The following is a 13,781-nucleotide window of genomic DNA, read 5'->3' on the forward strand; positions in this document are numbered from 1 at the left end:
AGGAACCTATGCCCCCTTTCGCATGAGCACCCCGAAGAAGCGCCTCAACCGTTACAACCCCGCCAGTGACGACTTCAAGAAAGAAGAATTCCCCTTCTACTGGATCGCCCGCGTCTACGGCCGCTACAACATGGCCATGGAAAAGTCGCTGAAGAAGATCGACCTGGACATCCCGCGCTGGCGCATCCTGTTCATTCTCAAGGAGAACGGTGAATCGAGCATCTCGGAAATCTCCGAACACGCCATCGCCAAGCTCTCCACCGTCACCAAGATCGTCTACCGCATGAAAGAAGATGGTTTGGTGGACACCAAGCCGTGTGCGAATGATGGTCGGGTGACCCAGGTATCGATCACCGAGAAAGGCCTGCACATGGTGGAAGAAATCCAGGTCAACACTGCGCATATCTTCACCAATAGCTTCAGGGACCTCACCGGAGCCCAGATCGCCAAGCTCAACGCCACGCTGGAAAAGATCTTCGAGAACCTGCCCGAAGACTGACCGGGCAGACTACGCCAGGCGCCCGACCTTCCCTTGCCCACGACCGCCAGCGGCTGCTAGCCTTTCGGCCTTCTGCCGGCCGGTCGCTGCCCCGTTCCGGCCCAGCCATGGAAGCACTGGACCGATGCCAATCTCGACACTCGACGCCCTCGACTACGAAATCGTTCGTGAACTGCAAGAAGACGGTCGCCGGGCCTTTCGCGAAGTCGCCCGAAACCTCTCCGTGCCGGAAGCGACAGTGCGCACCCGGGTGAAGCGCCTTCAGGACCAGGGCATCCTGCAGATCCTCGCCTTCACCAACCCCTCGAAACTCGGACAGGCCAAGCTGGCCCTGTTCTTCATCGAGGTCACTCCACAGGATCACGACCGCCTGGTTGATACCCTGGGCCGCTGGCCGGAAGTCAGCTACCTCTCTACCACCCTGGGCTCGGCGGATGTCTGTGCGCAGGTACTCTGCCGCGATGACGAGACCCTCTGGGACCTGCAGCAGAAAGTTCGCAGCCTGCCCGGCGTGCGCGACGTGCGGATGATGCAGGAGGTGAAGGTGCACAAGATTCGCTTCACCATCCCGCCGGTACAGACCGACGAGTGATTCGCGAAGCCAGCTGAAACTCCCCCTCGCCCCCAGCCCCTCTCCCTGAATTGGAGAGGGGAATTGTCCGCGCAGGCCTGAACTCGCTTTCCGGCGCGAGTCACCCCTCTCCTCCCTGGTGTATGGACCGGGGGAGGGATGCTGAGCTGGGCACTGCGCCGAAGGCAGCCCTGCGAACTGCTTGGCAGATGAATTCGCCCCCACAGGTCAGCACTCCACTCCATAAATCCCCCCCGATTTCCCCACCGCTCGCCTGCGCATTGCGTATTCAAAATTTCATAATTCAGCGCATTTCAAATCAACCCCGCTAAATTCTTCGCGCATAGTCGATCCCCTTCCCTCCCCTGACCTGCCATCGAGGCGTTGAGAACGGGCCTTCCAGGCCGGGTTCCACGCTGATGCATCAGCTGTGCCAAAAAAACGCAAAGCGCATATCAATCAATCATCTATTGCGCGATGCGTATTTTCAATCAATACAAACGTATACATGCGCAATAAAACGACCTAGCATTCACTCATCGCAACCTTCCAACAAAACACAGCACAAGATGAGGGCGATGCACATGCAACAGGCCAGTTCCGGCTCCGAGCCGTCCGCAGTACTCGAAAAATCCATCCGTTGGTGGGACGGGGTAGCCATCACCCTGAGCCTGCCCGCAGCCCTGTTCGTCGGCCTCGGTTACTCCATCGGCGCCATCGGTGCCTGGGCCGCCATCGTGCTCTGGGCGGTCATCGCCGCCGTAGCCGTGCTGCACAACTGGGTCTACTCGGAAATGGGCGCCATGTTCAGCGAGAAGTCCGGCGGCATCGCTCTCTATGCCAACGAAGCCTGGAGCCAGCGCATCCCCTGCCTCGGCCCGCTCGCGACTTACGCCTACTGGTTCGCCTGGGCGACCGCACCGGCCATCTGGGGCCTGGCGGTGGCGCAGATTCTCACCGAGCAGTTCTGGCCCAACGCCAGCTACAGCCTGGACCTGGGCCTGCTGCAATTGGACCTGCCCAAGCTGATCGCGCTGGGCGTCGCGCTGTTCTCCTGGGCGCTCTCCATGGTCCACCTGCGCTTCACCATGGTGATCATCACCGCAGCCGGCGTGCTGCTGATGATTCCGGTGCTGATCTTCGGCGGCAGCTTCATGGCTCCTGGCTGGAGCACCGACAGCTTCAGCTGGCGCATCACTGGCGACGCCAACGGCGTGCGCACCGTGCTCGCCTGGCTGTTCGTGATGGCCTGGTCGGCCTACGCCGTTGAAGCCGCCGCCTCCTTCATTCCGGAGTTCCGCGACACCGTGCGCGATACCCGCAAAGCCCTGCGCATCTCCGCGCTGATCCTGCTGCTGGTGTTCACCCTCACCCCGCTGGGCCTGGCTGGCCTGCTCGGTGAACAGGCCCTGGCCGATCACCCCTACGGCTTCCTGCAGGCCGGCGCGCAAGCCCTGCTCGGCGGCGGCGCCACACTAATCACCCTGGTGTTGATCGCCGGCATCCTCGTGCTGTCGGTCATGGGCACCGCCGACGCTGGCCGCGCGCTGTACCAGAGCTCGCTCGACGGCCTGACCGTTCGCCAGTTCGGCACCCTGAGCAAGTCAGGCGTCCCGGCCCGCGCCGTCACCGTGCAGCTGCTGATCAACATCGCCCTGGTGCTGTTCGTCGGTAACGCCCTGGCCGTGATCGTCGCCGGCAACGTCGGCTACGTCCTCGCCCACCTGCTGGCGGTGGCCGGCTTCGTGGTCCTGCGCAAGGACCGCCCGGAAGCCAAGCGGCCGATCCGCCTGCCCGGTGGTTGGGTCGGGATCGCCGCCGCACTGGCCGTGTTCGATGCGCTGATCCTCATCGTCGGCACCACCAGCGCTTCAATCACCGGCTACGGCAGCCTCAAGGAAGTCGGCATCGCTGTCGCAGTGCTGGCCATCTCCCAGGTGCTGTACCGCCTGCGCCGCCTGCAGGACCGCGCCCACCCGGCGCCCACGCCATCGCATTGATCCATCCAGTGTCCAACCCCTCGAACAGGAACCGCCCTGATGAGCACTGATAACAAGGCCCGGTTGCAGTGGCCGAAGAAGAGCCCAGTCGCCGTATCGCTGACCTTTGACGTGGACGCCGAAGCCGGCGTCCTCGGCGAAAGCCCGACCTTCATGCGCCGCCTGACCAGCCTCTCCGAGGGGCGCTTCGGTGTAGTGCGCGGTGTGCCGCGCATCCTCGAGCTGCTGCGTCGTCACAAGATCCCGGCCACTTTCTTCGTGCCCGGCCACACAGCGCAAGAACATCCGCACCTGGTGGAAATGCTGCTGAAGGATGGCCATGAAATCGGCCATCACGGCCACATGCACCTGCGCAGTGACCGCATTTCCACCGCTGAGCAGGTCGAGGAAATGCAGCAGGGGCTGGAATCCCTGGCCCGGGCCGGCGCGCCCAAGCCGGCCGGCTACCGCTCCTCGTCCTGGGAGTTGACGCCGGAAACCTTCGAGCTGGTGCTGGCCAACGGCTTCACCTACGACTCCAGCTGCATGGGTGACGACCGTCCGTATTACGAAACCTGGAACGGTGCCTCGATCCTCGAGCTGCCGGTCCACTGGTCGCTGGATGACTGGCCGATGTTTGGCTGGGGCATCGACAACGGCGGCAACTTCACCCACCCGCGCACCCTGGCTGACACCTGGCTGGCCGAGTACGAATCCGCCCGCCGCGACGGTCGCCACACCAGCTTTACCATGCACCCGGAAGTGATCGGCCGCGCCGCGCGCTTCGAACAGCTGGAGCGTTTCGTCGAGCGTCTGGTGAGCGATGGCGATGTCTGGTTCGCCCGTCTGGATGAGGTCGCCCGGCAGGTGGCCCCGCAACTGGAGCAACCGAAATGACCTACGTATTTCGATCCACCCAGACCGAACCTGCTGCTCGCGGTCGCGAGTTCGGCCAGCAGCACGCGGAGAAAATCCTCGCCAGCGTCGAGAACTATCACGCCTTGTTCGAGCGCGTCGCGTCCCGCCCCTTCGACCTTTGCGCCCTGGGCGCCAACGCCCTTGCGCAGATCGAGGCGTTCGCTCAGCCGCTGTACCAGGAACTGCTCGGCATGGCCGAAGGCGCCGGCATCAAGGCTGAGTACCTGGGCGCCATCAACGCGCGCACCGAAATCCTCGCCTACCTCGGCGCGCAACTGCGCGGCGAGTGCTCCACCGTGGTCCGCCTCGAGCCCTTCAGCGGCAAGCCGGTGGCCGTGCAGACCTGGGACTGGTACGCGGAGTTCGCCGATCAATGGCTGGTATGGGAAATCCCCCATGCCGACGGCAGCCTGACCACCACCGTCACCGAGTTCGGCATCCTCGGCAAAGCCGGCGTCAACACCCGCGGCCTCGGGGTGCACTTCAACATCCTCCACCACGAGCGTGACGGCCGCGATATCGGCGTGCCGGTGCATGTGCTCTCGCGCTGGATGCTGGATACCCGCAGTGACATCAACCAGGCCCTGCAACTGCTGGGTTCGGCGGCGGTGTCCGCCTCCAGCTCGCTGACCCTGATCGCCGCAGTGGACAACTCCAGCGCCGCCGTCTCGGTGGAACTGCACCCGGGCGGCCCGGGCCTGGTGTTCCCCGACCGCGACGGGCTGCTGGTGCACACCAACCACTTCCTCTCCACCCCGGCCCGCGAAGGCGATACCGAACCCCGCGCCTACCCGGACACCCTGGTGCGCTACGACCTGCTGGTGCGCCGCCTGGCCAATCGCCAGGGCCTCACCCCGCGGCACGTGCTGGCGGCGATGAACAGCCACCTGGGCAGCATCGGCGCCCTGTGCTGCCACCCGGACCCGGGCCAGCCGCGCGCCGGCCAGTACGCCACCCTGGCGAGCATCGTCATCGACGTCGCCAGCGGCACCCTGACCGCGCTGTCCGGCGGCCCCTGCGGTCACCCGCAGTGGCTGGCCCACCACTGAACACTTTTTATCCAGAGAACAAAAAAGGAGCCCTCCCATGCTCAAGCTCAAACGCCTCGACAACATGGACATCCTCACCAATGACGTGCAGCGCCTGGTGGACTTCTACCACGGCACCCTCGGCCTCGGCTTCTTCCTGCCCTACGTGGCCGAGGAGCGCTGGGCTGCCATCGAGATGGGCAACGTCACCCTCTACATCTTCCACACCACCAACACCGCCCCGGTGGAGCGCCGCACCGCGGTGAACCTGGAAGACAAGCCAGGCTTCGACTCCTTCGCCTTCGAGGTGGAGAACCTGGACGAAGCCATCGCCTACCTCGATGGCAAGGTCGAGTGGGTGACCGCCGAGCCCATCGAGTGGCAGCACCCGAACGGCACCCATTACCGCTACCGCCCGATGTTCGACCCGGACGGCAACATGTTCTACGTCACCGAGCCACACAAGACCGTCTGACCCCCGCACGCGGAGAATTCCCATGACTGCTACATCTCAAGGGGCCCTGGCTCGCCAGGCGCCCGAGGCGGTTCTCGCCCTTTCACCGGACGCTCACAAGCTGGCAGGCCGCATCGCGCTGATCACCGGAGCCGGTCGCGGCGCTGGCCGTGCCCATGCCCGCTTGCTGGCTGCTCGCGGTGCCGCCGTGGCCATCGTCGATATCGATGAAGACGTCGCAACGGCCACTGCGGCGGAGATCGTCGAAGCCGGCGGCAAGGCCATCGCCGTCGCCGCCGACATCACCGACCGCGGCCTGGCCGAACGCCTGGTCGCCAATGTCGCGCAGCAACTGGGCGGCCTCGACATCCTGGTGCACAACGCCGGCCTGATCTATTCCATGACAGGCCTGGAGGAGACCGACGACGCCAATTTCGACCGCCTGCTGGCGATCAACATCCACGCCCCGCTGTACCTCACCCGCGCGTCCCTGCCGTATCTGCGCAAGAGCCGCGCACCGCGCGTGATCTTCATCAACTCGCAGTGGGGCCAGGTTCCGGACGGCCACTCCTACGGCTACATGGTCTCCAAGGCCGGCCAGCTGGGCCTGATGAAGACCCTGGCCAAGGAGTTCGTCGGCGAGGGCATCCTGGTCAACGCCATCACCCCCGGCGCCATCCTCACGCGCATGGTGCCCGATCAGTACATCGAGGCCGAAAAGGCCGCCATCCCGCTGGGCCGACTGGTCCACCCCGAGGAGATCGCCGCTGCCGTGGCCTTCCTGGCCTCGGACGAAGCGGCCTTCATCACCGGCCAGGCCCTGCCCGTCAACGGCGGCGCCCTGGTAGTCGGCATCTGAACAACAAGAACAACCTGTGAGGAAATCCCATGACTACTGAAGTGACCCAACGCCAGCGCGCTGAACAGGCCATGCGCCGCCAATGGTTCCCGGTTGCCCGCTCGGTGGATCTCGAAAAGCCACAGTCTGCCACCCTGCTCGGTGAGAAGCTGGTGGTCTACCGCACCGCCTCGGGCCAGGCCGTGGTGCAGGAAGCCCGCTGCCCGCACCGTGGCGCCAACCTGTCCCTGGGTGAAGTGCATGGCGAGAATATCGCCTGCCCGTACCACGGCTGGCAGTTTTCGGCACAAAGCGGCAAGTGCAGCCATGTGCCGTCGCTGGAAGACCAGTGCAAGATCCCCCATGCCGCCGCCATCCGCACCTTCCCCTGCCAGGAACGCTACGGGCACGTCTGGACTGCCCTGGAAGAGCCGATGTTCGAGCTCTACGACCTGGCGGAATGGCGCGAGCTGAATCTCGAGTGGCTGGCCGCCGAGCCGCTGGACTCCCCCACCGGCGTGGCCGTGGCAGTGGAGAACTTCGGCGATGTGGCGCACTTCAGCTATATCCACCGCGGCATGATGGGCCACGTGCCGCCGGCTGTTGAACCGCTGAACGTTCGCCGCGAAGGCCTGGACATCTGGATGGATCGCCCGCTGATTTCCTGCGAAGGCGAGTGGGCCAACGACGGCGACTGCATGATGCACTACCACATCGTCGCGCCGGGCCTGGTCGCCATCACCTACGACTACGAGCGCCTGGGCAAGCGCATCGTCGCCGGCTTCCCCTGCCCGGAGGCCTATGACCACGTGAAGATCTTCTGGGGCGTGGCCAACGACCGCGACTACAAGGGTGGCGATCTCCAGGAATGCCTGCGCGTCGAAGAGCTGCTCTATCTGGAAGACTTGCCGGTCGCCGCCACCATCACCCCGCGTGAGATCGACTGGGACGGCAACTTCGTCGAGCACTCGGTCCCGTCGGACCTCTACACCCTCAACTACCGTCGCGCGTTCCGCGAGTTCATCGAACGCGGCCAGCACGCCCCGGTACGCCTGGTGGACGAGCAGAGGGTAGCCCCGTGAGCGCCCTGGCTGCCCCGCTCGAGGTACAGGTCACTGGCATGCGGCTGGAAGCCGATGGCGTGATGTCCCTCGAAATGCAGGCCGTCGACCGCGCGCCGCTGCCGGAATGGAGGCCGGGGGCGCACATCGACCTGCTGCTGCCTTCCGGCCTGGTCCGCCAGTATTCCCTGTGCAGCGATCCACGGGACCGCCAGCGGCTGCGTATTGCAGTGCTGCTGGAGGCCAACGGTCGCGGCGGTTCCAGGGAAGTGCACGGCAGCCTGCGGGTCGGCCAGAAGCTGATGATCCGGGGGCCGCGCAACGCCTTCCCGATGCAAGCCGGCCAGCGCTACCTGTTCGTCGCGGGGGGGATCGGCATCACGCCAGTCCTCGCCATGGCGCAGGAAGCGCAGCGCGCCGGTGCCGAGTGGCATCTGCTGTATGGCGGCCGCTCGCGCAAATCCATGGCCTTCATCGACGAACTGCTGGCCCTGGGTGGCGAGCGTGTGTCGGTGCTACCGACCGACGAGGTCGGCCTGCTCGACCTGGAAGACATCGCCGCGCGCGCCACCAGTGGCGTGCACACCTACAGCTGCGGCCCGTCCGCCCTGCTTGATGCGCTGACCGAACGCTTTGCCGTGGCGGGACTTGCCGAGCAGCTCCACCTGGAGCGTTTCGCTCCGGCCGCACCCACGCCTTCTGCCACGGAGGCGGGCGAGCAACCACTGCGGGTGATCCTCGCGCGTAGCGGCAAGGAAGTGGAGGTGCCGAACGGCTGCACAATCATGGCGGCCCTGCGGGCGGCCGGTCACGAGGTCGCCTCCTCCTGCGAGCAAGGCGTCTGCGGCATGTGCGAGACCCGCGTGCTCGACGGCGTGCCGGAACACCGCGACATGCTGCTGAGCGAGAACGAGCGGGCGCGCGGCAACGTGATGATGCTCTGCGTCTCGCGCGCCCTCACGCCAACCCTGACCCTCGACCTGTAACGGAGGAACCTCGGCATGGCCGGGATCGAACAGCGTGTCCTCAAAATATCGATCCTGGCCACCGCCCTGATCGCCTGCAGCGCCATCGGTGTCGGTCTCTGTGCCGGCTCGCAGTCGATTATCTTCGATGGCCTGTTCAACGCCATCGACTCGGGCATGGCGCTGCTTTCGCTGTCGGTTTCGAAGCTGCTGGTGAAGCAGCCGGGCCGCCGTTTCCAGCAGGGCTACTGGCATATCGAGCCGATGGCGCTGGCCCTCAATGGCAGCGTACTGGTGATCCTCTGCGCCCATGCCTTCCTGACGTCCCTGGACAGCCTGATGCAAGGCGGGCGCGAGCTCGCCTTCGGCACGGCGCTCCTCTATTCGCTGGCAGTGCTGGTCGGCTCCGGCGTGATGCTGAGCTACATCCGGCACATGAACCGCAACCTGCGTTCCGAGCTGATCCAGCTGGATATCCAGAGCTGGCTGATGTCGACGCTGATCAGCGCCGCCCTGCTCCTCGCCTTCGTCCTCGGTTACCTGCTGCAAGGCACGCCCTACGCGTCTCTCACGCCGTGGATCGACCCGGCGATTCTCGCCGTGCTGGCCCTGGCGCTGATCCCCTCACCGGCCATGACGGTGCTCAAGGCGGTCAAGCAGATCCTGCGTATCACCCCCAGCGAACTGGACCGCGAGATCACCGGGCTGATGGCGTCGTTCCGCGAGCGCTACGGCTTCGAGCGCTTCTCCCACTGCGTGGCACAGATCGGCCGTGGCCTGTTCGTCGAGATCCAGATCGTCCTGCCGGAGGCGATGAACCGCTGGAGCGTCGCCGAGCTGGACCAGGTGCGCGCCGAAATCGCCGCCGCCATCGGCCGCGAAGGCCCCAATCGCTGGCTGGCGATCGCCTTCACCCGCGACCCCCGCTGGCTTTGAACCTGCGATTCACCCACCCCTGAAAAACAAGAAAAGGAACGACCCTTGATGTACGCACGCAACCTTGCCGTGGCCGGCGCCCTGCTGGCCCACTGGAGCCTGGCCCAGGCCATTCCCCTGAACGACGATTTCACCCTGGCGCTGGAAGCCGGTGCCTTCAGTGACTACCGCTCGCGCGGCATCTCGCAGACCCAGGGCGACCCTGCCCTGCAAGGTTCGGCCACGCTGATGCACAGCAGCGGCCTCTACGCCGGGATATGGAGCTCGAACGTCGACTTCGGCTTCGACAGCAAGACCCGCCAGGAGATCGATACCTACGCTGGTTACTACTGGCAGATGAGCGACAAGGTCGCCCTGGACCTGGCCTACTTCGACTACGCCTATCCCAAGGAAGGCGGCCTCAACTACAGCGAATACTTCGCTGAGCTGAGCGCCTACGGCGCTCGCCTGGGCAGTTACTACTCCGACGACGTGGCCGGCGAGCAGAACATGCTTTACAGCTACGTCGGCTACAACACCATCCTGCCCGCCGAGGTCGGCCTGGAGCTGCGCTACGGCGTGGCCGACTACAAGGACCCGGTGTGGATCTCCAGCAGTGGCAGCACACGCGAGAGCTACGACGAGTGGGAGGTCAAGCTGAGCAGGACCCTCGTCGGCATGAACTGGACGCTGAGCTACATCGACACCGACCTGTCCGACGCGGAATGCGCCAACTACATGGGCTTCGACGATGTGTGTTCGTCCACCCTGGTCGCCGGGGTCAGCAAAGCGTTCTGAGTGCAGGGGTGCGCCGCTAGCGGCGCCCCCTCGAGGAGTCATCACCATGTGGTTCAAGCCTGAGTCCGCGCGCGTGGCAGCGCACCTGACCGAGTGGGTGACCCGCCTGCTCAATGGCCAGCCCATCGAGGCCGGCACCTGCCTCGCCCCACACCCGCAACTGCGCCATGCAATGGAACGCCTGCAACTCGCCTGGCGGCGGCAGCGCACTGCGCTGGACAACATCGAGCCCCCACCCTGCAGCGCCGAAGAACTCACCGCTCTACAGCGTCAGCTGGATGACGGCCAGAGCGAGCAAACACGGCTAGCGGCGCAATTGTTCGAGGCCCGCCAACTGCTGGCTGAGCAGCAAGCCCGGCTGGCCAACTGGGAACAGGAGCGGCACGCCTGGGAGTTGACCAGGCAGACCCTCACCGAGGGCAGTTGGGACCTGGCCGTCGCTCACGGCAACCCCGATCACCCCGACAGCCAGATCCACTGGTCCGAGCAGTTCTGCGCGCTGATCGGCTACACCCGCCAGGAGCTTCCCGGTGGCTGGGACAGCTACAACAAGGTCACCCACGCGGACGACCTCAAGGTAGTGATGCGGCAGTTCAACCTGCTGATCCACAGTCCCGACCCGGAGGCGTCCTACGTCGCCGAATACCGGATGCGCCACAAGACGCGGGGCGAAACCTGGGTGCGCGAACGCGCCCGTTGCCTGCGCGACGAGCACGGCCAGTTGGTGCGAGTGATCGGTGCGGTACGTGACATCAGCGACGAGAGACAGGCCGAGGCCGCGCGCCTGCGCGAAAAGGCGGCGATGCAGGCGACCTATGAGCAAATCGCCCAGGTGGTGGGCGTGATCAAGGGCATTGCCGACCAGACCAACCTGCTGGCCCTCAATGCCGCCATCGAGGCAGCACGCGCAGGGGAAGTGGGACGAGGCTTCTCGGTGGTCGCGGACGAGGTCAAGAACCTCGCCCGCCGCACCCGCGACGCCACCCAGGAAATCCAGGACATGCTCGGCCAGCGCCGCCAGCCTTGAGGCGGCTGCGCCCTTACTGAGTGGCGCGTGCGAAGGCTGCGGCCCGCTCGATCAGTTCGGTCTCGGGTCGCACGCCGGTGTAGAGCACGAACTGCTCCACGGCCTGTAACACGATGACCTCCGCACCCGTGATCACCGGTTTGCCAAGTCCGCGGGCGAGGCGGATCAGCGGGGTTTCCACTGGCAGCGCCACCACATCGAAGACCCACTCGGCGGCCTCTACCTGCTCGGCCGTGAATGCCAAACTGTTCGCCTCCGGGCCGCCTTCCATGCCCAGCGGGGTGACGTTCACCAACATCTGCGGGCGCAACTCGCCAAGGTCGGCCTGCCAGGCATAACCGCAGCCCTGGGCCAGGGCCGACCCGCTGGATTCGTTTCGGGCGATGATCTGGCCATGCCTGAAACCACTGTCGCGAAAGGCACTGGCCACGGCCTTGCCCATACCACCGCTGCCGCGCTGGGCGAAGTGAATATCCTTGGGCACACCATGGCTCTGCAACAGGCTGGCGACCGCGCTGTAGTCGGTGTTGTATCCCTTCAGCCAACCGTTGTCGGCAACGATCGTATTCACCGACTGGATGGCAGCCGCGGAGGCATCCAGCTCATCGAGCAGCGGGATGCAGGCTTCCTTGAATGGCATTGACACCGCTGATCCACGGATGCCCAGCGCGCGGATACCGCCGATAGCGGCCGGCAGATCCGTGGTGGTGAAGGCCTTGTAGATGAAGTCCAGATCCAGGGCCTCAAAGAGGTAATTCTGAAAGCGAGTACCGAAGTTGCCTGGGCGGCCGGACAGCGACATGCACAGGCGAGTGTCGCGGCTGATGGAGCGGGGCATTGCAGGTCTCCGTGGCAGGTGGGCCTCACCCCTTCTGTGGGGGCGAATTCATTCGCTAAGCAGGACGCCGTCCTGCCCTTCAGACTCCCTGGGGGCACTTCATGCCCCTCAGCGAATGAACTCGCCCCCCAACAGGGAAAGGGAAAGCCCGTGCGGGTCCTTAGAAAATGTAATCCGTGGTCAGGAAGTTCGATTCGCGGTTGCGGATGATCTCGCTGACCAGCGCCTTGTTGTCCTCCTGAAACCTGGTCGCCACCAGGGTACGGATGGAGAACACGCGCAGCGCGTCATGTACCGACAGCGTGCCTTCGGCGGAGTTCTTGCGACCATTGAACGGGAAGGTGTCCGGCCCGCGCTGGCACTGGGCGTTGATGTTGATGCGGCCCACCTGGTTGGCGAAAGCATCGACCAACCGGCCGACCTGCCCCGGGTCGTTGCCGAACAGGCTGAGCTGCTGGCCGTAGTCGGAATGCAGGACGTAGTCGATCACCTCATCCAGCTCGCGGTAAGGCACGACCGGGATCAGCGGGCCGAATTGCTCCTCGTGGTAGAGGCGCATCTCCGGACTCACCGGGCTCAGTAGCGCCGGGTAGAAAAAGCTCTGCCGGTGGCTGCCGCCGCCCGGGTTGACCACCTTGGCGCCCTTGGCGACGGCGTCCTCCAGCAGAGTGTTGAGGAAATCTACCTTGCCCGGTTCGGGCAGCGGGGTGAGCGCCACGCCATCGTCCCAAGGCATGCCGGGCTTGAGCGCGGCCAGCTTGGCCGTGAACTTGTCGAGGAAGGGGTCGAGCACGTCCTCGTGGACGAACAGGATCTTCAGCGCGGTGCAACGCTGGCCGTTGAAGGACAGCGCGCCGGTGACGGCCTCGCTCACGGCATTGTCCAGGTCCACCTTGGGCAGGACGATGCCGGGGTTCTTCGCATCCAGCCCAAGGGCCGCACGCAGACGGTGGGGGCGCGGGTGCAGCTTCTTCAGGTCGCTGGCGCCCGAGTGGGTACCGATGAAGGCGAACACGTCGATCTTGCCGGAGGCCATCAGCGCGCTGACGGTCTCACGGCCACGACCGTAGATGATGTTGATCACACCTGCCGGAAAGCTGTCGCGGAAGGCTTCCAGCAACGGACGGATCAGCAGCACGCCGAACTTGGCCGGCTTGAACACCACGGTGTTGCCCATGATCAGCGCCGGGATGAGCGTGGTGAAGGTTTCGTTCAGCGGGTAGTTGTACGGGCCCATGCACAGTGCCACGCCCAGCGGCACGCGGCGGATCTGGCCAAGGGTGCCCTGCTCCAGCTCGAAGCGGCTGGAGCGTCGGTCCAGTTCCTTGAGTGCTTCGATGGTGTCGACGATGTAGTCGCAGGTGCGGTCGAACTCTTTCTCCGAGTCCTTGAGGTTCTTGCCGATTTCCCACATCAGCAGCTTGACCACCTCTTCACGCTGCTCGCGCATGCACGCCAGGAACTTCTCCACATGCTGGATGCGCTCGGCCACACGCAGAGTCGGCCAGAGCCCCTGGCCGTGGTCATAGGCCTTGACGGCAGCATCCAGCGCTGCCAGCGCGGCATCGGCATCGAGCAGCGGCGTGCTGCCCAGTACCACTTGCTCATCACCCTGATCGCTGGCCAGGAAGATCGGGCTGCGCACGGTGGCCAGCGGGCCATCCCAGCGCACCAGCTCGCCATTCACCAGGTATTCGCGCTGCTCGATCGGCGCTTCAGGGCGGTAGCGCTCAGGAATTTGGGCAGCAGTGGGAAACAGGGCATCGAGATTGTTGTTGTGAGTCATTGCTCATCCCTCGGACACGGGCGGGTGATGGAGAATTCAGTTTGTAGCGCGCTTTCTTCGTTTGGTAAATCGTTTCAGCAAACCGCTTGGCGGAATCCCTTGCA

At 64.9% G+C, this 13,781-nt stretch carries 14 protein-coding genes; 12 read left to right on the forward strand and 2 right to left on the reverse strand.

Annotated features, from left to right (window positions below):
• Positions 1-22 precede the first annotated feature (22 nt).
• From J7302_RS12490 to J7302_RS26830, 12 genes are all read left to right on the forward strand, one after another.
• Entirely contained in the window at positions 23-499 is a 477-nt protein-coding gene (locus J7302_RS12490; RefSeq protein ID WP_215374675.1) for a MarR family winged helix-turn-helix transcriptional regulator, read from the forward strand.
• A 124-nt stretch (positions 500-623) separates the two neighbouring features.
• Positions 624-1,091, forward strand: coding sequence for an Lrp/AsnC family transcriptional regulator (locus J7302_RS12495; RefSeq protein WP_215374678.1), 468 nt, complete (start codon positions 624-626; stop codon positions 1,089-1,091).
• Between the two features lie 563 nt (positions 1,092-1,654).
• Complete coding sequence (locus J7302_RS12500; RefSeq protein WP_251702026.1) at positions 1,655-3,070, forward strand: APC family permease; 1,416 nt, start codon at positions 1,655-1,657, stop codon at positions 3,068-3,070.
• A 39-nt stretch (positions 3,071-3,109) separates the two neighbouring features.
• Entirely contained in the window at positions 3,110-3,946 is an 837-nt protein-coding gene (locus J7302_RS12505) for a polysaccharide deacetylase family protein (protein WP_215374685.1), read from the forward strand.
• Positions 3,943-5,016: a C45 family autoproteolytic acyltransferase/hydolase gene (locus J7302_RS12510; RefSeq protein WP_215374688.1), complete on the forward strand. Its 1,074-nt coding sequence runs from the start codon at positions 3,943-3,945 to the stop codon at positions 5,014-5,016. The genes J7302_RS12505 and J7302_RS12510 overlap by 4 nt, the downstream gene beginning before the upstream one ends.
• A 37-nt stretch (positions 5,017-5,053) precedes the next feature.
• Positions 5,054-5,470, forward strand: coding sequence for a VOC family protein (locus J7302_RS12515; protein WP_215374692.1), 417 nt, complete (start codon positions 5,054-5,056; stop codon positions 5,468-5,470).
• 22 nt (positions 5,471-5,492) lie between these two features.
• Positions 5,493-6,308 carry an SDR family NAD(P)-dependent oxidoreductase gene (locus tag J7302_RS12520; protein ID WP_215374696.1) on the forward strand — a complete coding sequence of 272 codons (816 nt, stop codon included), beginning with the start codon at positions 5,493-5,495 and terminating at the stop codon, positions 6,306-6,308.
• 29 nt (positions 6,309-6,337) lie between these two features.
• Complete coding sequence (locus J7302_RS12525) at positions 6,338-7,369, forward strand: Rieske 2Fe-2S domain-containing protein (RefSeq protein WP_215374699.1); 1,032 nt, start codon at positions 6,338-6,340, stop codon at positions 7,367-7,369.
• Entirely contained in the window at positions 7,366-8,334 is a 969-nt protein-coding gene (locus J7302_RS12530) for a PDR/VanB family oxidoreductase (protein WP_215374703.1), read from the forward strand. The genes J7302_RS12525 and J7302_RS12530 overlap by 4 nt, the downstream gene beginning before the upstream one ends.
• Before the next feature lie 15 nt (positions 8,335-8,349).
• Positions 8,350-9,249: a cation diffusion facilitator family transporter gene (locus tag J7302_RS12535; protein ID WP_215374706.1), complete on the forward strand. Its 900-nt coding sequence runs from the start codon at positions 8,350-8,352 to the stop codon at positions 9,247-9,249.
• Between the two features lie 48 nt (positions 9,250-9,297).
• Positions 9,298-10,026, forward strand: coding sequence for a TorF family putative porin (locus tag J7302_RS12540; RefSeq protein WP_215374709.1), 729 nt, complete (start codon positions 9,298-9,300; stop codon positions 10,024-10,026).
• Positions 10,027-10,072: 46 nt separating this feature from the next.
• Entirely contained in the window at positions 10,073-11,053 is a 981-nt protein-coding gene (locus J7302_RS26830; RefSeq protein WP_215374714.1) for a methyl-accepting chemotaxis protein, read from the forward strand.
• Between the two features lie 13 nt (positions 11,054-11,066).
• On the opposite strand, the gene J7302_RS12550 is transcribed toward J7302_RS26830, so the two are convergent.
• Positions 11,067-11,891: a shikimate 5-dehydrogenase gene (locus tag J7302_RS12550; RefSeq protein WP_215374717.1), complete on the reverse strand. Its 825-nt coding sequence runs from the start codon at positions 11,889-11,891 to the stop codon at positions 11,067-11,069.
• Positions 11,892-12,051: 160 nt separating this feature from the next.
• Entirely contained in the window at positions 12,052-13,677 is a 1,626-nt protein-coding gene (locus tag J7302_RS12555) for an NADP-dependent glyceraldehyde-3-phosphate dehydrogenase (RefSeq protein WP_215374720.1), read from the reverse strand.
• Positions 13,678-13,781 lie beyond the last annotated feature (104 nt).

Origin of the sequence: Metapseudomonas boanensis, from assembly GCF_018704125.1 — a bacterium.
GTDB lineage: Bacteria > Pseudomonadota > Gammaproteobacteria > Pseudomonadales > Pseudomonadaceae > Metapseudomonas > Metapseudomonas boanensis.